We start from the raw sequence: 22,910 nt of genomic DNA on the forward strand, positions 1-22,910 counted from the left end.
AGTTACAAATACTGGCCCAAAATGGCGGCGGTTTGCTGGCCGGTCCGCTCCCAGCTAAACTGCTGCGATCGCGCGAGGCTGAGGGATTGAAGCTGCGATCGCCCATGATCATCGGTGGCGACCTGGCGCATGGCGGCGGCGATCGCCTCGGGCCGGTAGGGGTCCACCAGCAGGGCTGCATCTCCGGCCACCTCGGGCACCGAGGCCTGGTTGGAGGTGATCACGGCGGTGCCGCAGGCCATGGCCTCCAGCACCGGCAAGCCAAAGCCCTCCCACAGGCTGGGAAACACCAGGGCGATCGCCTGATTGAGCAAGCGCGGCAGATCGCCGTAGGGCACGTAGGACAAGAACTTCACCCGGTGGGCCAAGCCCAGCTCGGCCGCCTGCGCCGCCAGAGCGGGCGTAAAGCGCGGATCGGCGGGGCCAGCGATCCACAGCTCGACGTCAGGCAAATCCCGCACCTGACCAAAGGCCTCGATCAGGCGGTGGAGGTTCTTGTAGGGGTCGTGGCGACCGACGTAAAAAAAGTAGTTCTGGGTCGGCAAAGAAAGGGGCCGGAAGTGCTCGGCGTCGTAGGCCAGGGGCACTGCGGTCATTTTGCGGGCGGGCAGGCCGTAGAAGTGGGTGATGTCTCGGGCGGTGGCCTCCGAGTCGCAGAGGATGTGGGCAGCCTGGCGCAGCACCTGGGGCACGTAGTGGCGAAAGTACAGCCGCAGGGGCGATCGCGCCGAGCCGAAGCGCAGGGGAATCAGGTCGTGGACGGTGACCACCGAGCGGGTGCGTCGCCACAGAGGCGTCTCCGGCACCGGGGAAAACAGCAGAGACGCCCCCAGCTGGCGATACAGCTTGGGCAGCTGAAACTGGGTCCACAGCAGCCGCCGCAGGTGACCTCGCGAGCCGTGCTCGGCGGTGAGGTTGGCGGGGGTCGGGATGCAGCGAAAGCCCTCGAAGGGATGGGCTGTCAGCAGGGTGGGCTGGAGCGATCGCAGGTGAGGCACCAGCTGCCGAGCGTAGGTGGTCAGGCCCGTGGGCTGCTGCATCAGCAGCGATAGATTGATCAGCAGAGAATCGCTCAAAGCTTTAGGGCGCGCCGCCCGGACATCCACAACCCCTGTAGTTTACCAAGGGCGATCGCGGGTTTGAGGGGCAGCAGGGCGATCGCCTTTAGGCCGAGGCGCAGCGATCGCCCCCACAGCGCCCGCCGGTGGGCGTAGCGCGCCAGCGTCAGCAGATAGCTCTCGGTGCTGTAGCGAAACTTTTGGCGGGCGTTGCGGCTCGTCACCGAGGACGGCGCATGAATCACCTGCACCTGGGTCGCCAGGCCGACGGTGTGGCCCTGTTCGGCGTAGCGGCGGCAAAAATCCACGTCTTCGTAATAGAGAAAATAGGCCGGATCAAACTGGGGACACCGGTTAAAGCGCCCCAGCTGGAGCATCAGGCTGCAGCCGCTCACCCAGGGCGTAGGGATCCAGGGCTGCTCTGGGGAGGGCAGGGTTTCGAGGGCGTGGATTTCGCCCCGCGCCGGATCAAAAAAGCCGCCGCCAAACCAGGGCTCCCCCTCCGGCGTCAGCACCACGGTCCCCAGGATGGACGCTGGAGGCTGGCTTTCCCATAGCTGCTGGGCTTGGCTCAGGGCGCGATCGCCCAGCCACGCGTCCGGATTGATCAGCCAGGCGATCGCCTGGGGATCCTGCGCAAACACGTAGTGCAGGCCCGCATTGCAGCCGCCGCCGAAGCCGCAGTTTTCCCCCGTCTCCAAGATCACGGTGCGATCGCTCGCCCACTGGTAGACGGCCCGGTCTTCGGGTGAGTTGTTCACGATCACCCAGCGCCAGGCGATCGCCGTTTCCGCCATGAGAGACGCCTGGAGCCGCGCCAGCAGCGCCGATGAGCGGTAGTTGACCGTGATGAAATAAATCACACCAGCTCAATTTGGGAATCGTCGCCCACCATGAAGCGCACCGCCTTGGGCCGCCGCTCCGCCACGCAGAGCTGGACGCGCTGGCCGATCACGCTGTCGACGATCCGCTGATGAATGCCGGTGACCGTCGCCCCCTGGAGAATCACGCTGTGGTCTAGGTCCACATCCACCAGCTTGACCCCGTTGGCAATGCTGCTGTAGGGGCCGATAAAGCAATTTTCTAGATGGCAGTTTTCGCCGATGATCACCGGGCCGCGAATGGTGCAGTGGCGAATCTCGGAGTTGGCCCCGATTTGGACGCGCCCGATGATTTTGCTGCTCTCGTCGATGGTCCCCAGCACCTCGCTGTGGTGCAGCTTGGTATCGAGAATGATCCGGTTGGCTTCGAGCAGATCGTCTTTTTTGCCGGTGTCGAGCCACCAGCCGTCCAGGGTGCAGGCCTCCACGGCGCGCTGCTGGTCAATCAGGTACTGAATGGCGTCGGTGATTTCCAGCTCGCCCCGGGCCGAGGGCTGGATATTGGCGATCGCATCGTGAATGGAGTCATTGAAGAAATACACGCCCACCAGCGCCAGGTTAGACGCGGGCTGAGCGGGCTTTTCCACCAGGCGCAGCACCCGGCCCGCGGCGTCCACCTCCGCTACCCCAAAGGCGCTGGGATTTTTGACCGATCGCAGCAGGATCAGGCTGTCGAGGTGCTGGCTCTTGAAGCGATTGAGGAAGCCTTGCAGCTCGTTTTGGATCAGGTTGTCGCCCAGGTACATGATGAAGGGCGCGTCCCCCAAGAAAGGCTGGGCGATTTTCACCGCGTGGGCCAGTCCGGCGGCTTCCTCTTGCAGGATGTAGGTGATCTGGGCGCCAAAGCGATCGCCGCTGCCGGTTTTGCTGCGCACCTCGTCGCCTGTCTGGGGGCTGATGATGATGCCGATATCGGTGATGCCTGCGGCCACGATGGACTCGATGCCGTACCAGAGAATCGGCTTGTTGGCCACGGGCACAAGCTGCTTGGCGCCGGTGTAGGTGAGAGGCCGGAGTCGCGTACCTTTGCCGCCGGAGAGGATCAGCGCTTTCATTGTTTTAGGTGGTGGAGTAACTGTCGGAGGCCCTGACGCCAGTGGGGCGGCGTTTCGCCCAGAACTGCCGCTAGCTTATCGCAGGCCAAGACGGAATAGGCAGGCCGCCGCGCCGGGGTCGGGTAGTCGGCGGTGGTGATGGGCACCACGCGCTGCACGGCCAGCGGAAAATCGAGGGCGCGCGCCTCTTCGAAGATGGCGATAGCGAAGTCGTACCAGCTGGCGACGCCGCTGCTGGTGTAGTGGTAGATGCCAGCGGTCTGGGGGCCTAGGTGCGGGACAAACTGGGCGATCGCCCCCGCCAAGTCCCCGGCCCAGGTGGGGCTGCCCACCTGATCGGCTACGACGCGAATCTCTTCGCGATCGCTCCCGAGGCGCAGCATGGTTTTGACAAAGTTGCCCTTGCCGTGGGGGCCACACACCCAGGCGGTGCGAAAAATCGCGTAGGAAGCGTCTCCGGACACCCGGTAGGCCTGCTGGACGGCCTGCTCCCCCGCCAGTTTGGAATGGCCGTAGACGCTCAGGGGGCTGGTGGGGTCGTCGGGCCGGTAGGGCGTGTTTTTGCGCCCGTCAAAGACGTAGTCCGTGGAGATGTGAATAAAGGCGGCGCCGTGGCTCTGGGCGGCGCGGGCCAGGTGGTCAGGGGCGATCGCGTTTACGGCGTAGGCCAGCTCTGACTCGCTTTCGGCCCGGTCCACGGCGGTGTAGGCCGCCGCATTGACCACCACATCCGGGCCCACCGTCTCCAGCAGCCCGACCATGCGCTCGGGATGGGCAAAGTCCATCTCTTCGCGGCTTACGCCGATCACCTCTCCCAGGGGGGCTAGGGTGCGCTGGAGCTCGTGGCCGACTTGGCCGGTCACCCCGGTCAGCAAAAACCGTTTCACGCAAACACCTCCGCCGCCGCGAAGGGCACGCCTGCTTGGTCCTTGGCCGAAAGAATCGGCTCACCCGTCAGGGGCCAGGCGATCGCCAAATCCGGATCGTCCCAGCGGATGCAGCGCTCGTGCTCGGGGGCGTAGTAGTCCGTGGTTTTGTAGAGCACCTCGGCCTGCTCGGACAGCACCAGGAAGCCGTGACCAAAGCCCGCCGGTACCCAGAGCTGATGCTTGTTTTGGGCGCTCAGCTCGTAGCCGACCCACTGACCAAAGGTGGGAGAGCTGCGCCGCAGATCCACCGCCACATCGTAGATCTGGCCCACGATCACGCGGACGAGTTTGCCCTGGGGCTGCTGAATCTGGTAGTGCAGGCCGCGCAGGACATTTTGCCGGGACGAGGAGTGGTTGTCTTGAACGAACTGGACCGAGTTTCCAGCCTTTTCGGTGAAAACCCGCTGATTGTAACTTTCAAAGAAAAAACCGCGATCGTCCCCAAACACCCGCGGTTCGAGGAGCAAGACGTCGGGAATCTCAGAAGGGTGAAACTGCATAGGCGACCCGCCGGGAAATCACTCAAGCCATTGTGCCCTGGAATGGGCGATCGCTAGATCTGCTGTCGCATCCAGGCGTAGGTTTTTTTCAGGGCCTCGGGCCAGGCGGTCTCGGGCTGCCACCCCAGCACCTGCCGCGCCCGGGAGATATCCAAAACATTGATCGGGACATCGATGGGCCGCCCAGGCTTGTAAATGCGGGCGATCGGGGCCTTGAGCACCGCCTCCAGGGAGTCGAGCACCTGGTTGAGGCTGTAGCCTTGGCCGCTGCCAATGTTGAAAAGCGTCTCGGGGCCGCTGTACTGGCCAGCTTTGACCAGGGCGGCGGCGACGTCCTGCACGTAGACGTAGTCCCGCACCACCTCGCCATCGCCCCAGATCTCGATGGTTTCGCCCCGCAGGGCCTTGGCCAAAAAGATGCCGACCACGCCCTGGCGCTTTTCTAGGGGCTGGCGCTCGCCAAACAGGTTGGAGACCCGCAGCACGCAGTAGTCGATGTGGTGAACGGCGGCGTACATGTGCAGGTACTTTTCGATGGCCAGCTTGCTGATGCCGTAGGCGCAGATGGGCTGGGTGGGGGCGTCCTCGTGGAGGGGGAGCGATCGCGGAATGCCGTAGACGGTGCCCCCGGAGGAGACAAACACGATCTTGCGGACGCCAGCCTCTTGGGCGATCGCCAATAGCTGCAGGGTGCTCTCGACATTGGAGCGCAGATCGTAGATGGGGTCGCGGTTCGAGGACTCCGGTACCGTCGTGCTGATCAGGTGGTAGATCGTGTCGCAGCCCGTGACCGCTTCCTCGAGGGCCGCGCGATCGCAAAAGTCCCCGATCGCCCACTCGACTTTCCCAGAGCCCAGCACCAGGGGAACTTGCGATCGCCCAAAGGCCCGCACCGGCTGCCCCGCAGCACTCAGCGCTTCACACAGATGGGAGCCCAGAAACCCCGAGGCTCCCAACACCAACGATCCCTTAGAGTTCATGGCTGAGGCGGTCAAAGATCTTCGCAACTTTATCAGATTCCGCTTCCCAGCTGGTTTGCTGGGCGTAGTCTAGGCCCCGCTCGATCAGCTGTTTGCGGCGCGGCTCGTCCAGCAGCAGCGCCACCAGCGCCTCGCTCAGGGCCTCCACCGTCGGCTCGGCCAGCACCGCCACGTCTTCGGTGACCAGCCATTCCACATTGGGACCGCGATTGCTCACCACCGGGCAGCCGCTGGCCATCAGCTCCAGAGGCAGCAGCGACAGGTTGGTAAAGGACAGGACCAGCGCCGCATCGCACTGGCTGTAGAGCTCCGGCAGATCCTTGAGAGCCAAAACCCCGGGGCTAGAGTGCTGGAAGGGCAAAACGTAATTGGAGGTGTCCCAGCCCGCCAAAATAAACTGGGTGTCCGGCAGCTGCTTGGCCACCTCCGCCAGCACCAACAGCCCCAGCTCGAAGGCGCGGCGCGGCGTCACCGGCCGCGCATAAAAGAAGACCGTGCGTGTGTGGGGGTCGCGGCGTGGATAGGGCCGATAGAGGTCGCGATCGAAGGAAAAGCCCATGGCCGCCGTGCGCATGCCATATTCTCGGGCCAGCTTGTCCGCGAGCCACTGGCCAGCCGTGATGCCAAAGAAGTTGAACCGGTAGGTTTGCTCAGCCCACAGATAGTCGCTGCCGTGGGCGTAGAAAAAAGGCTCAAAGTCCTGGACGAAATAGCACCGCAGGGCCGTACCGCGGAAGTTGCGGACGGTGTGGGCCGTGATCCAGCTCGTGGCCACGGTGATCCAGGCAGGCTGGAGGGAGGCTTCGCCGATGCCAACGCTCGCCTGCACAGGGCTAAAGTGCTTGCGGATGGAGTCGCGGGCGGCCTCGCCGGAGGCGAACTGACAGGGGCCGACGATGGTGATGTGGCAGGTGTAGCCCTGGCGCTCGAGGTTTTCGACCAGACGAAAAATATTGATGTGGCCACCGGAGCCGATGCCAAAGTCGGGGATGACCCAGTTCACGGACTTGCGATCGCAGCGATCGCGATCGAGGGGCTCGCCGAAGGGCTGGTGGCGGACAAAGTCGTAGAACGAAACGACGTCAATCTTGCCCAGATTTTGGGTCGAAAGATCGGTGATGGACTTTTTGAGATACCGGAAATAGAGGTGACGCAAGAGGCCGCGGGTGCCGAGCTTGCGCCAGTAGAACTTCAGTAACCCTAGTTTTTTGCGGACCTTGATAATGATCACAAGTGGTGCCTTTGGCGGCGATCGCCCCTTTCCCTAACTCCTGAGTCCCCCAGCGGAGACATCCAACAAAACAATACGCTCTAAGCCCGCCGCTTCAGCGACTGATCGAGGGAAATTGTCGCGACGAGCCGCCGCGGGAGCCGATCGGCCCGCTCCCCCAGGTAGTAGCCGAGCTGCCGCGCCAGATTCAAAAAGGGCGATCGCAGGGGCCAAGCGGGGGCCTGGCGAAACAGCCGCGTCTGCTTGGCGTAGCGCCAGTCCGCCAGCGTACTGCGCACAAAGTGGCCGACCAAGTGAACAAAGCTGGGACACAGCTGATAGCCAAAGAGCGATCGCAGCGCCTTCGACTCATCAAAGGAGCGCCGCCCGTACTCCACGATCGAGTAGTTGTGGGAGTGGTAGACCGCCGCATCATCGGCGTAGGCCTTGCCATAGCCCGCCTCGATGATTTGCTTGGCCCAGATCTGGTCCTCCGCAAAGTCCACATCGGGATAAGGGTACTTTTCCCAGACGCTGCGCCGCACACAGGCATTGTTGTCTGAGAAAAAGTGCAGGACCTGCCGGTAGCCCGCCTCCCGCTGATAGCGATCGCGATCTTCTAGGCGCGCCACCAGCGGCCAAGTCAAGAAATGATCAAAATGAAGCTGCAAATCTCTCGCCACAAAAGGATTGCAGCCCGGATAGGGCAAATGACGCCCAAAGGCTCCCGCTACGTCCGGCGCCTGATCCGCTGCTCCGACCAAATTTCGCAGCCAGGCAGAGCTCGCTGGCAGCGCATCGTGGGTAATCAGCGCCACGAACTCGCCCTTGGCCATAGAAATCCCCAAATTGCGGGTTCGACCGTGGCCAAATTCCTGAGGCGCAATGGTGTGCACGCGCACCTGCTCCCCCAGGGACCGGCAATAGTCCACGGTGCCGTCCGTTGACCCAGAGTCGATCACCAAGACCTCGTAGGGCCAAGGTGTCTCCTGACTCAAAACAGCCTCCATCACCTTGCGAAATAGGGCACCCGGATTTTTGGTCGGAATCAAGACGGTGGCTTTCAAAACAACCTCTTCGGTAGGACGCTGCGTGCTCGATTGTAGCGGTTTCGCGGGACTAGATCGTGCTGTCTACTGCTTCCTGAGCCTGCGTAGCCGGTCCCGGATTTTTTGGAGGGGACTACGGGCTTGCGGAAGCTGTAGCGCATGAAGTGCTTGCTCTGCCTGAATTGTCTGCTGGCGCTGCTCTTCGCAGCGGGCTGCGGTTTCTTGGTAGGCCTGGCGATATTCCTCGTAGGCCTTGCGATACTCGGCGCTATCTTGGGCTGCTTTTTCGTAGGCTTGGCGATACTCTTCGTAGCCCTGCTGGTAAGACGCCGCGTCGCGCTGATGGTGCTGGACCAGGGCCTCGAGGTCGCGTTTTTCGGCCTGGAGGCGCAGCAAATCTTGGTGGGCGCCGCTCATCTGGACCTGCAGGTCCATGTAGCGCATCCGGGCGTGGGTTACCTGGGTGTGCAAAAAGGCCGTCGGGGTGAGGCTGCTGAACTGGCCGGTGAAGTGCTGAATTGCCTGAAGCCGCTGCTGAACAATCTGGCCGACGGCTTGGGGGCTGAGCTGCTGGCGGATGTCTTGGGCTGCGCGATCGCCCAGGGCCTGAGCGCGATCGCGCTCTTCGTAGACCCAGCGCATCCAGCGGGCCGCCTCTGCCACATCCGGCTCGGCCCAGCGGTTGCCCGCGCGATAGGGGCCGTAGTCCTCGGTCAGCGTCTGCAACTCGTAGGGGACCAGCAGGCTATTGCCCACATTCATGTACTCGGTGTTGGCCGAGTGGGCCGTGGCAATCACCGGTTTGCCGTAAAACATCGCCTCCGCCATCGTCAGCCCAAACCCTTCGGAGCGGTGGAGGGAAACGTAGCAGTCGCAGTGGTAGAGCAGGCCGTCGAGCTGGTCGCGCAGCAGGTAGCCATCGATGAAGCGAATGCCCGCGCAGCCCTGGGCGGCCTCCTGGAGCCGCTGCCGCTCCTGGGGATAGTGCTCGCCGTTGGAGCTTTTGATAATCAGCTGCACATTCTCGGGGGCATCCCCAAACGCTTGATGGAAGGCCTGGATCACCGCTTCCGGGTTTTTGCGCTCGTAGACGCTGCAAAAGTCAAACATGAACAGAAACACAAAGGTTTCTGCGGGAATCTCGAGATCAGCGCGGGTGGCCTGGGGGGTGGCAAGCTGAATGCTGTGGGGCAGGCGCATCACAGGAATGGGCGAGACGGCGGCGATCGCCTCCAGCGCGTAGTGGCTCGGCACCCAAATCTCGTGAAAAATCCCAAATAGCGGCCGCCAGTGCTCCGGAAACTCCGGCAGCTCCCACACCCAAATGCCGATGTTGTAGCGGTTCTGGAAATAACTGGGGTCGACCTGCTTTAGCAGCACATCCACCGCGTCCACATTCACCTGGATGATGTTGACCGGGTAGGGATTGTCGCTGGAAAAGCGATCGCGATACGTCGCGTCCTGCTTGCGGTGGGGATTAAATTCGAAATTGTTGATCGCCACCGGGATCTCGACCGCCTCGATCGCCCGAATCGTTGTGCGGACCGCTTCTCCCAGACCAAACTCGCTGCTAACGTAGCCCGCCACATTCACGCCGGGCAAATACGGGCGAGGGGAAGGGGTCGGCGAATTGGTCGAAACAGCGGTATTCAAAGCATTCATAACGGTGCTGACAGTTCACAACAACAGGCGATCGCGCCTTTGACCCACAGGGGCAATCTCCATTGTGGCAGCTCGTTTATTCCCAAATACGCACCAAAGGCAGCGCGATCGCGCTGCCTTTGGTGCTTTCGAGGTGCTTGGAACCTCCAGAATCTAAAGCCTGCCCTAGTAGGCGTCCTGCAACTCGTAGAAATCCGGCGAGATGTAATCCTTGCGGAGCGGATAGCCCACCCAGTCCTCCGGCATCAGGATTCGCTTCAAGTTGGGATGGCCCTCATAGACGATCCCGTACATGTCGTAGCACTCCCGCTCTTGCCAGTCCGCCGCCTTCCAGATCCAGTACACCGACGGCAGCGTCGGCTCTTCCCGATTGAGGAACACCTTCAGGCGCACTTCCTCCGGCCGATCGGCATTGTCGCTGAGCTTCACCAAATGATAAAAGCTCACCAACTCCCGACCCGGGCCCATATCGTAGGCCCCTTGGCACTGGAGATAGTTGAAGCCGTAGGCGTAGAGGGCCGTCCCGATCGGCACCAGCACCTCTCGCTCCACCCGAATCATCTCTACACCCGAGTGATCTGGCCCCAGAGACTCCGTCTCAAATCCATTGCTGTTGAGCCACTTCGCAACCTTGCCCGCCTCAATAATCGGCGCTTGTTCGGGCTGCCCTTCAGCAGGGACCTGGTTTGCTTCTTCAGCCACGATCGACCTCCTCCTTGCGAGACTCCTTCAGTGCGGGGGGCACCGGCATACCAATCGACTCCATCAACTCCCGCGGAGGCGCCTGGCGAGTCGCTGACTGCATATACTGACCCGTCAAAATCGGCTCCACCTGCTTCATGTTGTGGGTGGTGCTGTAGTAGCGGTGAACCTGCTGGAGCTTGCCGCGCTCTTGCAGCGATTCATTGGACACCTTCTTGCGCAGCTTGATGATGGCGTCAATAATCGCCTCGGGGCGAGGGGGGCACCCAGGAATGTAAACATCCACCGGAATCAGCTTGTCGACCCCGCGCACTGCGGTGGGAGAGTCGGTGCTGAACATCCCGCCCGTAATCGTGCAGGCACCCATCGCAATGACGTACTTGGGCTCCGGCATCTGCTCGTACAGCCGCACCAGGGCAGGGGCCATCTTCATCGTGACGGTGCCTGCCGTGATGATCAGGTCAGCTTGACGGGGGCTCGATCGCGGCACCAGACCAAACCGGTCAAAGTCGAAGCGCGAGCCGATCAGGGCCGCAAACTCAATGAAGCAGCAAGCCGTCCCGTACAGCAGAGGCCACAAGCTCGACAAGCGAGCCCAGTTGTACAAATCGTCAACGGTCGTCAGGATAACGTTTTCGGACAGCTCTTGGGTCACCTCGGGTGATCCGATGGGGTTGAGAATTCGCTCCTTCTGTTGCGCTTCCCAATTCAAATCCGCAGGGTTGGAGTTCATGACCATTCCAGTGCTCCTTTCCTCCAAGCGTAAACAAGTCCGACAATCAGAATCGCAATAAAGATCAGCGCTTCGATGAAGGCGAGTAGACCCAGTCGATGAAAGGCGACGGCCCACGGGTACAGAAAAACAGTCTCAACATCGAAGATGACAAACACCAGCGCAAACATGTAGTAGCGGATGTTGAACTGAATCCATGCACCGCCGATGGGCTCCATGCCCGACTCGTAGGTTGTCCGCCGCTCAGGACCCCGACGACTGGGACGAACGAGCTTCGAAGCGGTGAGTGCCAGAAGGGGAATTAGACTGCACAGGAGCAGAAAACCCAAGAAATATTCGTAACCGCTAAGCGAAAACACAGTATCCGACCACCGTTTTAGCGAGGGGACATTCGTTAATTCTCTTTCACATTTTGACATCCTTCCTGACACGCGTGGCAGTGAATTCTTCCTAGGCCACCCATTGGCAACCTCCATAGGCCTGTTGATACTTGGCCGTCGCGCGTTTCTAAGAATTTGGTGGAAAACGCTAGATGGATTTTCGGGAAGGGCGGGCCAAGCCCAGGCGTCAAAGGGGTTTTGGCTGAGACCATGGGGAGTTTCCCAGGGGCGATCGCCCCCCAGAGATGCGCTTCTCCTTCTGCCGGCCCTCAGAACCGCCTCCCCAAGATTGCAGAGCTTCCTGATGCGTACCTTCACACTTGCGATCGCCCCCTAACCCTTTAGCTAAGCGCATTTCAGAGGTTGCTATTCATGAGTCTGTGGCCGGGGTCAGCGGCGATCGCTCAAGAAGCGTACCGAGTTATGTCATAATCCTTAATGGATATTTTAAGGATCGCTAATAATTTTTCTATTGAGCTGGTTGACAGCGAGTTGGCGATGACGACAGAAACCCCTGATTCTCCAGCGCTAGATCGTTATGAGTGTCGCGCCTGCGGCTACACCTACGAGCCCACCAAAGGCGACGATCGCGCTCAAATTGCGCCCGGAACCCTTTTCGCAGAGCTGCCAGCAACCTGGCGGTGTCCCGTGTGCAGTGCTCGACCTGCGCAGTTCGAAAATATTGGTCCAGCTGGATCACCGTCTGGTTTCAAGGAGAATCTTGGTTATGGACTAGGCGTCAATACCCTAACGCCGGGACAGAAAAACCTTCTCATCTTCGGGGGATTGGCGATCGCCTTTCTTCTGTTTATGAGTCTCTACGGCTTGCAGTAAGGCTCAATCATCGCCTTATTTCCAACCCTCTCTGTTCCAACTTCCACCCCACTTAGCCCATCCTTCTCCCACCCAAATCAGCATGCGACTCGCCTTCAAGCACCTGCAAAAACTTTTCGCCCTCGTGGCCGTAGTCCTGCTGTGCGCAGGCTGCGCTGGCTACCTGCCCTCCCTAGAAAGCAGCCCCTGGCGCTCCGTCAGCCTGCCTTTGGAGGTAGAAGACATTACCCTGCTAGACATTGCCTTTGCAGAGAGCAACTCTCAGCACGGCTGGCTAGTCGGTAGCCGCTCCACCCTCTTGGAAACCCAGGACGGCGGCACAACCTGGGATGCCAAAGTTTTGGACCTCGACGAAGCAAAATACAGCCTCACCTCCGTCAGCTTCGCTGGCAAAGAAGGCTGGGTTGTGGGTCAGCCCTCTTTGCTGCTGCACACAACAGACGAAGGAAAGTCTTGGTCTCAGGTGCCCCTGAGCGAAAAGCTGCCTGGTGCGCCCCAGGTGATCACCGCCCTCGGCCCCAACAGCGCTGAGCTCACCACCAACGTGGGCGCCATCTACCGCACCCAAGACGGCGGCAAAAACTGGAAAGCCCTCGTCCAAGAAGCGGTCGGCGTCTTCCGAAATATTTCTCGCTCCTCCGACGGCAAGTACGTCACTGTCTCCGCTCGGGGTAACTTCTACTCCACCTGGGAGCCAGGCGCCGATCGCTGGGTTCAGCACAACCGCAACTCTTCTCGCCGCCTCCAAAACATGGGCTTTACCGCCGACGGCAACCTGTGGCTGATCGCTCGCGGTGGCGAACTGCAGTTTACCCAGGGCGACTACGAAGCTTGGGATGAGCCCGTCAACCCAGAATTCTCGACCAGCTGGGGCCTGCTCGACCTGGCCTATCGGACCCCGGATGAGCTGTGGGTGACCGGCGGCAGCGCTAACCTGTTGCGCAGCGTCGATGGCGGCAAGACTTGGGAGAAAGATCGCTCTGTCGAAGATATTCCCTCGAATTTCTATCGGGTTGTCTTCTTTGATGGTGACAAAGGGTTTGTGTTAGGCCAGCGGGGAACGCTACTCAAATACGAGGGCAATTCCCAGGCAGCCTAAGACAATTTCGAGATCCTTGAAAGGAGCCTCTCTCCTGTGGTCAAGCCTATAGACCCAGAGAGAAAATCCACTCTCTTTCTTGTGAGTCATTCAGGGATCTCTTGGCTAATTTGGTGGAAAACCCCCACTACACCAAAAGGCGAGTGGGGGAGGAAAGCCGGGGTGGTGAGACGCTAAATCGTCAAACACCTTTGACCAACACTCAAGCTCTAAGTAGGGTTGGCGACGAATCGCCAAGAGTGCAAAAATTAGCTTGGTAACGCCCATCGGTGTCCCGATCTTTGGGAAACGTGAAACTGGTATGTGGAGCCTCACCATAGGCCTCGAAGCATATCTTCCGATGTAAAGCTCAAAGTACGAGACCCCTGCAAAAACGAGCTTATGTTTCAGAAGCTCGCGCTGCGATCCTCGATTCAGCGTCAGGGGAATTTCACTATGATAGATATACGTCTAACGTGTTGTTGAAGGAGGAATCTGCATGGCTGGATCTACCGGCGAGCGCCCATTTTCTGACATCGTCACCAGTATTCGTTACTGGGTGATTCATAGCATTACCATTCCTGCTCTGTTCATTGCTGGTTGGCTGTTTGTGAGCACTGGCCTGGCCTATGATGCCTTTGGCACGCCTCGTCCAGACGAGTATTTCACCCAGCAGCGTCAAGAACTGCCCATCGTGATGGATCGCTTTGGTGCGAAGCAGCAAGTCGAAGAATTCATTGGTAAATAGACCCTTTTAATTCATATTGGGATCATGACGAGCAATAATCCGAACCAACCCATTTCTTACCCAATTTTCACCGTTCGCTGGCTGTCGGTCCATGCGCTGGCAGTGCCTACGGTTTTCTTCTTGGGTGCGATCGCTTCAATGCAATTTATTCAGCGATAGGAGATCACCATGCCAGAAAGAGTTACTAACCCCAACAAGCAGCCAGTTGAGCTAAACCGGACTTCTCTGTACCTGGGTCTGCTGCTGGTGTTTGTGCTGGGCATCCTGTTTTCCAGCTACTTCTTCAACTAAGCTGAAAGATTACCCAGCTTTACTGTTTCTCAGATTCGCAGTTTGATTTAGATTGGCTTGAGGCTCTTTGAAGAGAGCAACTCACTTAGGAGGTTAGACGGAATGCTCAGCAGTGGACGTATTCCTTTGTGGATCGTGGCTACAGTTGCCGGTCTTGGCGTGATTACTGTAGTGGGTCTGTTTTTCTATGGTGCCTATGCAGGCCTGGGTTCTTCTCTGTAGTTGACCCTTGCATTCATTGGATAACGACTTTAAAGCTAAAGAAGCCGCGTACAGCAATGTAGGCGGCTTCTTAGTATTTAGCTAGTTCAGCCAGAAGCCTCACGTCCATAATCTCTGATTTGGCGTGAGATGAAGGCGCGTTTATGGCGGGGCGGTCGGTGAACTATGTTTGACGCGAGAGGCGACCAGCACCGCCATAAACCATCTCTTTCGCTTCAGGTCGGAGAGTCTTGTTCCTCAATGTACCGCTTAAGAGTCGAGACCGTGACGCCTCCACCGGACGCAATGAAATAGGAGCCATTCCACAACGCATCCTTGGTGTAAAACTCAGAGACCCGCTCCTCAAACTCAGAGCGCAACCTCCGACTGGTTACCGTTTTCAGATTGTTTACCAGCTTACTCAGCTCCAAGCTGGGATGGTACTGAAACAACAAATGAACGTGATTTTCTTCCCCATTAAACTCAATCACTCGACAGTCCCAGCGCTCTAGAAGATCCTCAAAGATTTCATGCAGCCGCTCCAACATCTCCTTGGTGAAAAGCTTTTTTCGATACTTGGTTGTCAAAACCAAATGAGCTTTTAAGTCCGACACAGAGCGTCCTCTAGAGAAGAAATCGTTTTTCATGCAGCTAATACTCTTTTAATTGGTGTACAATGAAAAGCTATCACCAATTAAAATCTTTAAGTGAGAACCGCCTACCAGTAACGATTGCGTCCAACCTCCCGTCAAATCGCCTTGATGAGCGAATGGCTAGAGTTGCTGCGCAGACAGTACAACTATCGTCTTGGTGAGCGGTTCTCTTGGTACGAGCAAAACCGCTGTGACATCAACGCCTGTCCCCTAATCTGTCACCTGCCAGAACTGCGAGAGAATCCTGACTTCTACTCCCAAAAACGAGACTTGGTGAACTCCAAGACTTTATTCCCGGAGTACCAGCAGATTCACTCTCAAGTTCTGCAAGACTGCATTGGCCGGGTGAAGAAGACCTTTGACCGCTGGCTCAAAGGAGACTGCAACGCTAAGCGAAGCGGTAGACCTCGATTCAAAGGAGCAGGCCGCTATCGCTCTTTCACCTTCCCGCAGATCAAACAGGACTGCATCCAGGGCAAGCAGATCAACCTGCCCAAGATGGGCTGGGTGAAACTGATCCAACACCGTCCCTTACCGGAAGGGTTCAAGATCAAGACCGCCACCGTCAGCTACAAAGTTGATGGCTGGTATGTGACTCTCAGCCTAGAGGATTCATCAATCCCCGTTCTCACTCCCGACATCCCCAATACTGAGAACACGACTGGGATTGATCTGGGATTGAAGTCGTTTTTGGTAGACGACTCAGGACAGGAAGAACCCATCCCCCAGCACTACCGCCAAGCAGAGAAGCGCCTGAAGCGGTTGCAGCGGAGTTTATCGAGAAAAAAGAAGGGGTCCAATCGCCGAAAGAAAGCAATTAGACGAGTTTCTAAGGCACACCTGAAGGTTGCGAATCAGCGCAAAGACTTTCACTGCAAGGTTGCAAACAAGCTTTTATCCCAGGGGAAGCATGTCGCTCATGAAAAGCTGAATATTCGAGGCATTGCGAGAACGCGACTCGCAAAATCGACCCAGGATGCTGGCTGGGGCCAGTTCCTGCAAATCTTGGCAGTCAAGGCTGAAAGAGCTGGATTGCTTACGGTTGCAGTGAATCCTAGAGGTACGTCTCAGAACTGCTCTGGCTGCGGAGTCAAGGTACCTAAAACACTTCAGGACAGGCTGCATACCTGTCCTGAGTGTGGGTTGACGATTGACCGTGACCACAATGCAGCGATCAATATCAAGTCTTTGGCGGTAGGGCATTCCGTCAATAAAGCTCAGGAAACGCCCGATGGGTTGCCAGGGGTCACTGAGAAGCCGACACCGTATGCGTCAGTATCGGTGTAGGAGTATGTCACAGCAGGAATGGTAAGCGCTTGCTTAGATGCCAGCTGCGTCTTCGCGCTCGATGTACAGAAACAGGAAGGCCATGGCAACAGCGGGGAAAACCAGGCCAACTAGAGGAACGAGAATAGAGGGCAAAAAGGAAGCTGCCATACTTAAAGTTTCCATCTAAAACGACACGAATCCAAGGGAAACTGTACTGCGAATCGAGGGGCGGGACGGCGCTATTCTCAAGATTTTTAACAAAATGAGATGACGAAAGATTGCGCAGTGGCTTTGCGTCTGGGGCCAAGTTAGAGTCGCGTGTCAAAGTCCTCGAAGGGCATATTGGGCAGGTCAGGGGGAATGACCATGCGATCGATGATGGTTTTGCGGCTTTCGCGCTGGGTCTGGACGTCAACGGCGATCGCCTCAATCTGAAGCTCGAGACAGCCAAAGGGGATGGTGAGCTGGGTGCTGCCCAGCAGGTTGCCGAGGCCGTCGGGAGTCCAATCGATCAGCCAGCGTGGGCCATCGAGGAGCGATCGCGTTTGGCGATCGGTAGCCCAGAGCTTCACGTAGAGGCGCGTAGGCGCCTGGGGAAGCTTGGCCTGAATGGTGACGGGGCGTCCTGCGGTCAGCTCGCCAGCGGGTACCAGCAGCTCCGGGGCCGGGATAGGCGGCAGATCGTCAAGATCTGCTGCAGGCTGGCGATCGGGCTCGCTCGCTGGCTGGGGCCGCCGAGAGGGAGCCGGGTTGGGGTCATCTTCGACGACGACTTCCCGATAGCGATCGGCTTGAGGAGCCGCCTGAGGGGGGATGGGGGTCAGCTCTGGGGCGATCGCGGCGGTGGGCTCAGCATCGGGTGCTAGGCCATCTTCCCCAGGCTCGACGGGAGTAGGCGCTGCTTCGAAAACTGGGGCTTCGGAAGCCGGGAGCTCTGGTTCGGGGGTTGTTTCGGGCTCTGGCTCTGGCTCTGGGGGAGCGTAGCTCTCTTGCAGCCAATCCCGGAGGTTGTCGTCTTCGGCGATCGCGTAGAGCTTGCTCCAAAACTGGCGCGCTGTCAGAGACCGGAAGGGCGAAGGGCCCGGGGCCGGTGGCTCGGGAAGCAGTGGGCTCTCGTCGCTGGGGGGCTCGGTGTCGGTGATGGGCGAGATTAGAGACTCGTCGGTGTCGATCGCTTCCAGGGGGTCGTCGTCCTCGCTGGTCTCGACTTCTGCGGCAGTCTCGACGAGGTCGGGCTCCTCGCGGATCCAGTCTGCCTCGCTCTCTGGAGAGTCGTCGAGGTCTGGGACATCGGCGATCGCCGGTGGCTGCTGGGGCTGGGGCCGAGGAATCTGCGGGAGCTGGGGGCCACGAGCAGAGCGAACCTCAGGGCTGGCAGGAGCCTCGGGGCGGGCGGCATCGGTGGCCGTAGCGTCGGGAGCGGCCGCCTCCGCTGCCTCCGGACGCGGGCGAATCTCTGGCGGCATGCCCCGCGTGCCAGCAGGCCGCACTCGCAGCGGCGGGATGGCCTGGCGCGTAGAGACCAACTCCAAGAACTCCAGCCGCATTTTGGGCCGGGGAGCCGGGGGCGGACTGGGCGGGCGATCGCTCGATTCTAGGGGCAGGTCGATCAGGTCTTCTTCATCAATGTCTTCGTCGGTCTGGGCGATCGCCTCCAGCAGCTCGTCCACCGCCGCCGTAATCGTGAAGGCTTGGGTCGTGACCACCGTCGAGCCGTCGTAGAGCGTGATATTGCCCAAAAGCAGCCGAGTTTCACAGTCGGCCGGAATCTCGACCCCACAGCTAAAGGAAATGGGAAAAGCCTGGGCTGGCAGCGCCGGTTGCAGCGTGACCAGAGCCTGCTGGTTTTGCGGGTCAGAGAGCGTAATTTTCAGCGTGGCGTCTGTCAGGGCGCTGCGAGGGGTCTGATCGTCCTGGACGACCACCTGCCCCGCGATGGTGATACTCTCGCCCCAGTGCGCAATGTAGGCTTCCTGCGCTAGGACCAGCTGGAAAATTGAATCAGCCGGAATCTCTTCAACAAAGGACTCTACGGCCTTGGCGGCGGTGGGCTGGAGGTCCCAGGCATCCAGCAGCTCGTCGATGGCCTGCTGGGAGATTTCGTCGGCGATCTGCCGCAGTCGCTCCAGCGAGGGCAAAGGCTCCTCTTGTCCTTCGGAGCTGGCGGCGGTGCTGGTGGGCGCTGCTTCGGCCAGCAGCGGATCTGCCTCGAAGTCGTCCTGAACCTCGGAATCCGGGGCCTCTGCGTCTTCGAAGGCTTCGGGCGCGGCGGAGTCCGCGAAGATGTCCTCGCTGGGCGACCCGGCGGCCAGCGGATCCTCGGGCGAGTCGGCTAGGAAATCAGATAGAGAATCGGGTTCTGAGAAGTTGGCCGGGAGGTCGGCGGCCAGGGGGGCTGTTTCGGGCGAGTCGGCTGAGACATCGCCCAGGGGCTCGTCAAAGGCGATCGCCGGTTGCGTTTCAGGCAGGGCCTCAGAACGATCGAGGACAGGCGGCTCGGCTGCGTCTGGGGCGGGGGGCTGCCAGTCAAAGTCATCGTCCTCGCCGGTCAGGCGATCGCGCGACAGCACCTGAAGCTGGATGCTGTAGACCCAGCTATCACCCATCAAATCGGACATCAGGTCCCCAGAGCAGCGCACCTCCCAGAGACCCGGCTTCAGGCTGGTAAAGGGAATGACCACCATCAGGCCGTCGGGATTGGTGCGATTTTGGCGCTTCTGGACGCGGCGCTTGGGCGGAAACTCGTGGGTCGCCTTGTGGATGAGCCGCACCTCGACGTTGGTGTTGCTGCGATTGCTGCGAGCGACGACCCGGTAGCGGCCTTCCAAAATCTCAACGGTCGGAGACTCCAGCGGCAGCCAGGAGCGATCGCCCTCTTGCTGTAGCAAAAATTCCCAGTACTCCATGTGCCCCTCCTCGCGCCTAGCGCTGCTACCAGACGCCCAGGCAAGGCAGTGGCCCCCCGATCTCTGGTCCGACGCTATTTCTGGTTGTACAGCAATTTTTGCGCATATTGACCCCTCCAAACGCCTCAGGCGCTTGGGAAGTTGTGGCGATCGCCCGTCCGGAGCCGCAGCACGAGGGTCTAGGCGCGGGCCGCAGCCAGGCGCTGATGCCAGGCCTCCGCCTGGGCCAGAAGATCGCCTTGGGCGACGGCTTCTTGTTCGCCGCTGCCCAGCCACTTGACCTGGACCGTCCCGGCGTCTGCTTCTGCATCCCCCAAAATCAGGCAGGCCACCGCCCCGCTGCGATCGGCCCGCTTGAACTGTTTGCCAAAGGCGCTGCCGCTGAGGTCGAGATCCACCTTAAACTGGGCCTGACGCAGCTGGTGCGCCAGGGTGAGAGCCGCAGGCTCAGCGCGATCGCCCCGCGACACCACATAAAAGTCCAGAGCCGCCTTGGGCTGGGCGTGAATTTGCTGGAGCAGCAGAGTGAGGCGCTCCAGGCCGATGGCCCAGCCCACCGCCGCCGTCTCGGGGCCGCCCAGCTCCGAAACCAGCCCATCGTAGCGGCCGCCGCCGCACACCGTCGCCTGGGCACCCAGATCGTCCGACTGAATTTCGAAGGCCGTGTGGGTGTAGTAGTCCAGGCCGCGCACCAGACGCGAATTGAGCCAGAAGTCGATGCCCAAATCCGTCAGGCTCTGCTGCACCCGGTCGAAGTGGCGCTGGGAGTCCTCGCTGAGGTGGTCGAGAATGCTGGGGGCGTCCTGGGCGATCGCCTGGGTGCGCGGATCCTTGCTGTCGAGGATGCGCAGCGGATTGCGAGTGAGGCGATCTTGGGAATCGGGGTCCAGCTCGTCCTTGTAGGGCGTCAGGTAGTCCACCAGGGCGCCTCGGTAGGCCTGGCGGTCGGCTCGGCTGCCGACGGAGTTGAGGGCGAGGCGAAGATTCTTGAGGCCGAGGGCTTGCAGGATCGCCGTGGCGATCGCGATCACCTCGGCGTCGGCGCGGGGATCCCGGCTGCCCAGCACCTCGACCCCGAGCTGATGAAACTGGCGCTGTCGCCCTGCCTGGGGCCGCTCGTAGCGAAACATCGGCCCGGTGTACCATAGGCGCTGCACGCCTCCCTGGGCGTGGAGGCTGTGCTCGATGTAGGAGCGCACAACCCCCGCCGTGCCCTCGGGCCGCAGCGTAATCGAGCGATCGCCGCGATCGCTAAAGGTGTACATTTCCTTGCCCACCACATCGGTGGCCTCGCCAATGCCGCGTTCAAACAGCGAGGTCTGCTCAAAAATGGGCGTCCGAATTTCCTGATAGGCCGCTCGACCCAGTATGTCACGGGCCGTCGCCTCGACCCACTGCCAATAGCCAACCTCCTCGGGGAGGATATCGCGCGTGCCCCGTAGTGCTTGAATCGAACTCATCCCGGTTTCGTTGTCGTCCTGTCCGTTAACGACGCTGAGCCCGACTCCCTCGATCTGGAAGTGCCCCTCGCCAGCGCCAAAGCGGCTACTATCCTACCGAAAATCGGCTCCCTCCGCTGAACCTCCGGGGCGATCGCCCGCTCAAAAATAGCCGCTTCAGCCTGACTGCTGGCGGCGATCGCGCTTTTGGGGCAACGTGGCTTGAGACACCCTGACCAACAGCAAACGGCCCAGGGGACTTTTTATCCCTATGCGATGGTTTCGTCCTCTGGCGATGGCAGCACGCAGCAGTTCACATCGTTCAGGCAAACCTTGCCCCACTGCAGCGCCCAGCGCACCAGCGCCACCCGGTTGTCGGTGCTCGTCTTGGTCAAAATGTTGCTGATGTGGTTATCCACGGTGCGCTTGCTAATCTCCAGCGCCTCAGCAATTTCCTGATTGGTCAGACCGTTGGCCACTAGCTCAACGATCTGCAATTCCCGCTCTGATAGCGGACCGTAGGCTTGAGTCTCGCCCCCCGCCATAGTACTTCCATACCTCTGTATATCTACCCATCCATATTCTTTATCTTAAGGGCTTCTTTCTCAAAACCTCTTGCCTTGCGCCGATCTGTCGCTGGCTCGGGCTGGGGAGCGGGGTGAGCCAGCCCAGAAGCGAGCTTGCCCCGTGACCTGTCAGCGCATCGGGCTGCAGATCGGCTAATTTGGACACCAAGCGGCGTCTGGGCGATCGCCCGCCTCGTTCATGGCGGCAAACCAGACCCTTTGCCCAGACCCGCAATATCAGCCCTCACCCGCCATCAAGTTTGCAAGTTTATGGATATTCAAGCGATTCGAGCCGTGCTCAAGGGTTTTGGCAGCTGGATGTGGGCCGCTGGCTTGGCGATCGCCCTTTGGCTCAGCCCCCTGGCCCCGGCAACTGCCCAGACCCTGGCCCCCGCCCCTGCGCCCGAACCCACCGCCAGCGCCCCCCACAACGGCACCCTCAGCTCTGGGGACATCCCCTCAGAGAAGGTCAGCCAGTTTGTGCGGGCCTATCTGGCGGTGGTCAGCCTGGTGGAGGCCCGCGAAGGCGAGCTGCAGAGCGCCGAAACCGAGGTGGAATATCAGCGCTTGGCCCAGGCCATCCACACCGAAGCCATGGCCACGATTCGGAGCGCCGATCTGACGCCCCAGGAGTACTTGCAGCTGCTGGAGCTGGCCAAAGTGGACCCGGACTTTGGGGAGCGCATCGCAACGCAACTTCAAGAAGCGATCAATTAACCCAGAGGCGCTAGGGTATTGGTTGGATGCGTCTGACAACCGTTAGCGAGGAGAGTTGCTGTGAGTCACCCTCGGGTTTTGTGTCTGGGCGAAATTTTGTTTGACAATTTGGCGAATCAGCCGGGGCGATCGCTGGAGGCCGTAGAATCTTGGACGCCCTATCCCGGCGGAGCGCCCGCCAATGTCGCCTGCGGCTTGGTCAAGCTCGGGACCTCGGCGGGATTCATTGGCTGTGTGGGCGAGGATGCGGCGGGCAATGCCCTGGTCCAGCTGCTCCAGGAAGTGGGGGTCGACAGCAGCGGCGTGCAGCGCTACCCCAGCGCCCCCACGCGATCGGTGTACGTGGTGCGCTCCGAACGGGGCGATCGCAGCTTTGCGGGCTTTAGCGATCGCGCGACTCCCGAAGCCCAGCGCCCTGACCTTTTTGCGGACGCCTACCTGCAAGCGGATCGCCTGTCCGAGGCCGCTTTCGAAAACGCGGATTTCCTGGTGCTAGGGACCCTGGAGCTGGCCTACCCCCAGAGTGCCGAGGCCATCGAGCGCGCCCTGAGCTTGGCGGAGCGCCACTATGTGAAAGTGCTGCTGGACGTGAACTGGCGGCCCATGTTCTGGCCCGACCCGGCGGTGGCGATCGGCCGTATCCAGGCACTGCTCAAGCGGGTGGACTTCCTCAAGCTCTCCGAAGAAGAGGCGACCTGGCTGTTTGACACCACCGATCCGGGGGCGATCGACCACCGGCTGGGCGACCTCGAAGGCGTGCTGGTCACGGCGGGCGAACACGGCTGCGCCTACTGCCTGGGCGACAACGAAGGGACGTTCCCGGTGTTTCCAGTCGAGTCGGAGGACACCACCGGCGCGGGCGACAGCTTTGTGGCGGGCTTCCTGCACCAGGTTTGTCAGCACGGCCTGCAATTTTTGAGCGATCCGGCCCAGGCGCGCCAGGTGGTGGCCTACGCCAGCGCCGCCGGTGCCCTGACGACCACACGGGCCGGGGCGATCGCCGCCCAGCCGACCGCCCAAGAGGTGGAAGCTTTCCTGTACCTGCACGCCAACCTGGTCGCCAGCTAAA

General features: G+C 60.3%; 26 protein-coding genes. 9 read left to right on the top strand and 17 right to left on the bottom strand.

Translation table 11 applies throughout. The features are described from left to right. Positions 1 to 2: 2 nt before the first annotated feature. The 12 genes from GEI7407_RS01605 to ndhC form a co-directional block, all read right to left on the bottom strand. Positions 3 to 1,076 (bottom strand): glycosyltransferase family 1 protein, encoded by a 1,074-nt coding sequence (locus GEI7407_RS01605; protein ID WP_041268232.1) that lies wholly within the window; start codon positions 1,074 to 1,076, stop codon positions 3 to 5. After that, positions 1,073 to 1,921: a glycosyltransferase family 2 protein gene (locus tag GEI7407_RS01610; protein ID WP_015170382.1), complete on the bottom strand. Its 849-nt coding sequence runs from the start codon at positions 1,919 to 1,921 to the stop codon at positions 1,073 to 1,075. The genes GEI7407_RS01605 and GEI7407_RS01610 overlap by 4 nt, the downstream gene beginning before the upstream one ends. Continuing rightward, a complete protein-coding gene (locus tag GEI7407_RS01615) occupies positions 1,918 to 2,994 on the bottom strand; it encodes a glucose-1-phosphate thymidylyltransferase (protein WP_015170383.1) in 1,077 nt (358 codons plus the stop codon). Before GEI7407_RS01615 ends, GEI7407_RS01610 begins: the two co-directional genes overlap by 4 nt. Next, complete coding sequence (gene rfbD, locus GEI7407_RS01620) at positions 2,991 to 3,881, bottom strand: dTDP-4-dehydrorhamnose reductase (RefSeq protein ID WP_015170384.1); 891 nt, start codon at positions 3,879 to 3,881, stop codon at positions 2,991 to 2,993. The genes GEI7407_RS01615 and rfbD overlap by 4 nt, the downstream gene beginning before the upstream one ends. Then, a complete protein-coding gene (rfbC, locus tag GEI7407_RS01625; protein WP_015170385.1) occupies positions 3,878 to 4,423 on the bottom strand; it encodes a dTDP-4-dehydrorhamnose 3,5-epimerase in 546 nt (181 codons plus the stop codon). Before rfbC ends, rfbD begins: the two co-directional genes overlap by 4 nt. 53 nt (positions 4,424 to 4,476) lie before the next feature. Further along, on the bottom strand, positions 4,477 to 5,403 hold the full coding sequence (locus GEI7407_RS01630) for an NAD-dependent epimerase/dehydratase family protein (protein WP_015170386.1): 927 nt from the start codon (positions 5,401 to 5,403) through the stop codon (positions 4,477 to 4,479). Continuing rightward, positions 5,393 to 6,634 carry a glycosyltransferase family 4 protein gene (locus tag GEI7407_RS01635; RefSeq protein ID WP_015170387.1) on the bottom strand — a complete coding sequence of 414 codons (1,242 nt, stop codon included), beginning with the start codon at positions 6,632 to 6,634 and terminating at the stop codon, positions 5,393 to 5,395. Before GEI7407_RS01635 ends, GEI7407_RS01630 begins: the two co-directional genes overlap by 11 nt. Before the next feature lie 80 nt (positions 6,635 to 6,714). After that, complete coding sequence (locus GEI7407_RS01640; protein WP_015170388.1) at positions 6,715 to 7,680, bottom strand: glycosyltransferase family 2 protein; 966 nt, start codon at positions 7,678 to 7,680, stop codon at positions 6,715 to 6,717. A gap of 66 nt (positions 7,681 to 7,746) precedes the next feature. Then, on the bottom strand, positions 7,747 to 9,324 hold the full coding sequence (locus tag GEI7407_RS01645; RefSeq protein WP_015170389.1) for a glycosyltransferase family 4 protein: 1,578 nt from the start codon (positions 9,322 to 9,324) through the stop codon (positions 7,747 to 7,749). A gap of 165 nt (positions 9,325 to 9,489) precedes the next feature. Then, a complete protein-coding gene (locus GEI7407_RS01650; RefSeq protein WP_015170390.1) occupies positions 9,490 to 10,026 on the bottom strand; it encodes an NAD(P)H-quinone oxidoreductase subunit J in 537 nt (178 codons plus the stop codon). Continuing rightward, positions 10,019 to 10,765: a photosynthetic/respiratory NAD(P)H-quinone oxidoreductase subunit K gene (ndhK, locus tag GEI7407_RS01655; protein WP_015170391.1), complete on the bottom strand. Its 747-nt coding sequence runs from the start codon at positions 10,763 to 10,765 to the stop codon at positions 10,019 to 10,021. Before ndhK ends, GEI7407_RS01650 begins: the two co-directional genes overlap by 8 nt. Further along, positions 10,756 to 11,118: a photosynthetic/respiratory NAD(P)H-quinone oxidoreductase subunit C gene (ndhC, locus tag GEI7407_RS01660; RefSeq protein ID WP_041268594.1), complete on the bottom strand. Its 363-nt coding sequence runs from the start codon at positions 11,116 to 11,118 to the stop codon at positions 10,756 to 10,758. Before ndhC ends, ndhK begins: the two co-directional genes overlap by 10 nt. A 519-nt stretch (positions 11,119 to 11,637) precedes the next feature. Between ndhC and GEI7407_RS01665 the strand changes: the two genes are divergently transcribed. From GEI7407_RS01665 to GEI7407_RS19830, 6 genes are all read left to right on the top strand, one after another. After that, the gene (locus tag GEI7407_RS01665) at positions 11,638 to 11,973 is read left to right on the top strand and encodes a rubredoxin (RefSeq protein ID WP_041268595.1); all 336 of its coding nucleotides are present in this window, start codon (positions 11,638 to 11,640) and stop codon (positions 11,971 to 11,973) included. 82 nt (positions 11,974 to 12,055) lie between these two features. After that, a complete protein-coding gene (locus tag GEI7407_RS01670; RefSeq protein ID WP_015170394.1) occupies positions 12,056 to 13,072 on the top strand; it encodes a photosynthesis system II assembly factor Ycf48 in 1,017 nt (338 codons plus the stop codon). A gap of 478 nt (positions 13,073 to 13,550) precedes the next feature. Beyond that, positions 13,551 to 13,799, top strand: a complete 249-nt coding sequence (gene psbE / locus GEI7407_RS01675) for a cytochrome b559 subunit alpha (protein ID WP_015170395.1) — start codon at positions 13,551 to 13,553, stop codon at positions 13,797 to 13,799. A gap of 24 nt (positions 13,800 to 13,823) precedes the next feature. Further along, positions 13,824 to 13,958: a cytochrome b559 subunit beta gene (gene psbF, locus GEI7407_RS19825; protein WP_015170396.1), complete on the top strand. Its 135-nt coding sequence runs from the start codon at positions 13,824 to 13,826 to the stop codon at positions 13,956 to 13,958. Between the two features lie 9 nt (positions 13,959 to 13,967). Beyond that, positions 13,968 to 14,090 carry a photosystem II reaction center protein L gene (locus GEI7407_RS01680; protein WP_015170397.1) on the top strand — a complete coding sequence of 41 codons (123 nt, stop codon included), beginning with the start codon at positions 13,968 to 13,970 and terminating at the stop codon, positions 14,088 to 14,090. Positions 14,091 to 14,192: 102 nt separating this feature from the next. After that, positions 14,193 to 14,312, top strand: coding sequence for a photosystem II reaction center protein J (locus GEI7407_RS19830; protein WP_015170398.1), 120 nt, complete (start codon positions 14,193 to 14,195; stop codon positions 14,310 to 14,312). A gap of 215 nt (positions 14,313 to 14,527) precedes the next feature. On the opposite strand, the gene tnpA is transcribed toward GEI7407_RS19830, so the two are convergent. Continuing rightward, positions 14,528 to 14,938: an IS200/IS605 family transposase gene (tnpA, locus tag GEI7407_RS01685; protein ID WP_015170399.1), complete on the bottom strand. Its 411-nt coding sequence runs from the start codon at positions 14,936 to 14,938 to the stop codon at positions 14,528 to 14,530. A gap of 114 nt (positions 14,939 to 15,052) precedes the next feature. Between tnpA and GEI7407_RS01690 the strand changes: the two genes are divergently transcribed. Next, entirely contained in the window at positions 15,053 to 16,231 is a 1,179-nt protein-coding gene (locus tag GEI7407_RS01690; protein ID WP_223294519.1) for an RNA-guided endonuclease TnpB family protein, read from the top strand. A 33-nt stretch (positions 16,232 to 16,264) separates the two neighbouring features. On the opposite strand, the gene psaI is transcribed toward GEI7407_RS01690, so the two are convergent. From psaI to GEI7407_RS01710, 4 genes are all read right to left on the bottom strand, one after another. Continuing rightward, entirely contained in the window at positions 16,265 to 16,381 is a 117-nt protein-coding gene (psaI, locus tag GEI7407_RS01695) for a photosystem I reaction center subunit VIII (RefSeq protein ID WP_015170400.1), read from the bottom strand. A gap of 140 nt (positions 16,382 to 16,521) precedes the next feature. Continuing rightward, entirely contained in the window at positions 16,522 to 19,119 is a 2,598-nt protein-coding gene (locus GEI7407_RS01700; protein WP_015170401.1) for a hypothetical protein, read from the bottom strand. A 179-nt stretch (positions 19,120 to 19,298) separates the two neighbouring features. Then, positions 19,299 to 20,579, bottom strand: coding sequence for a histidine--tRNA ligase (hisS, locus tag GEI7407_RS01705; RefSeq protein WP_015170402.1), 1,281 nt, complete (start codon positions 20,577 to 20,579; stop codon positions 19,299 to 19,301). 248 nt (positions 20,580 to 20,827) lie between these two features. Then, positions 20,828 to 21,103: a response regulator transcription factor gene (locus GEI7407_RS01710; RefSeq protein ID WP_015170403.1), complete on the bottom strand. Its 276-nt coding sequence runs from the start codon at positions 21,101 to 21,103 to the stop codon at positions 20,828 to 20,830. 291 nt (positions 21,104 to 21,394) lie between these two features. On the opposite strand from GEI7407_RS01710, the gene GEI7407_RS01715 reads away from it, so the two are divergent. Together GEI7407_RS01715 and GEI7407_RS01720 are read left to right on the top strand one after the other, a co-directional pair. Further along, positions 21,395 to 21,841 carry a DUF4168 domain-containing protein gene (locus GEI7407_RS01715; protein ID WP_015170404.1) on the top strand — a complete coding sequence of 149 codons (447 nt, stop codon included), beginning with the start codon at positions 21,395 to 21,397 and terminating at the stop codon, positions 21,839 to 21,841. A gap of 60 nt (positions 21,842 to 21,901) precedes the next feature. Then, positions 21,902 to 22,909, top strand: coding sequence for a carbohydrate kinase (locus tag GEI7407_RS01720; RefSeq protein ID WP_015170405.1), 1,008 nt, complete (start codon positions 21,902 to 21,904; stop codon positions 22,907 to 22,909). Position 22,910: the final 1 nt, after the last annotated feature.

Source organism: Geitlerinema sp. PCC 7407 (assembly GCF_000317045.1).
Classification (GTDB): domain Bacteria; phylum Cyanobacteriota; class Cyanobacteriia; order PCC-7407; family PCC-7407; genus PCC-7407.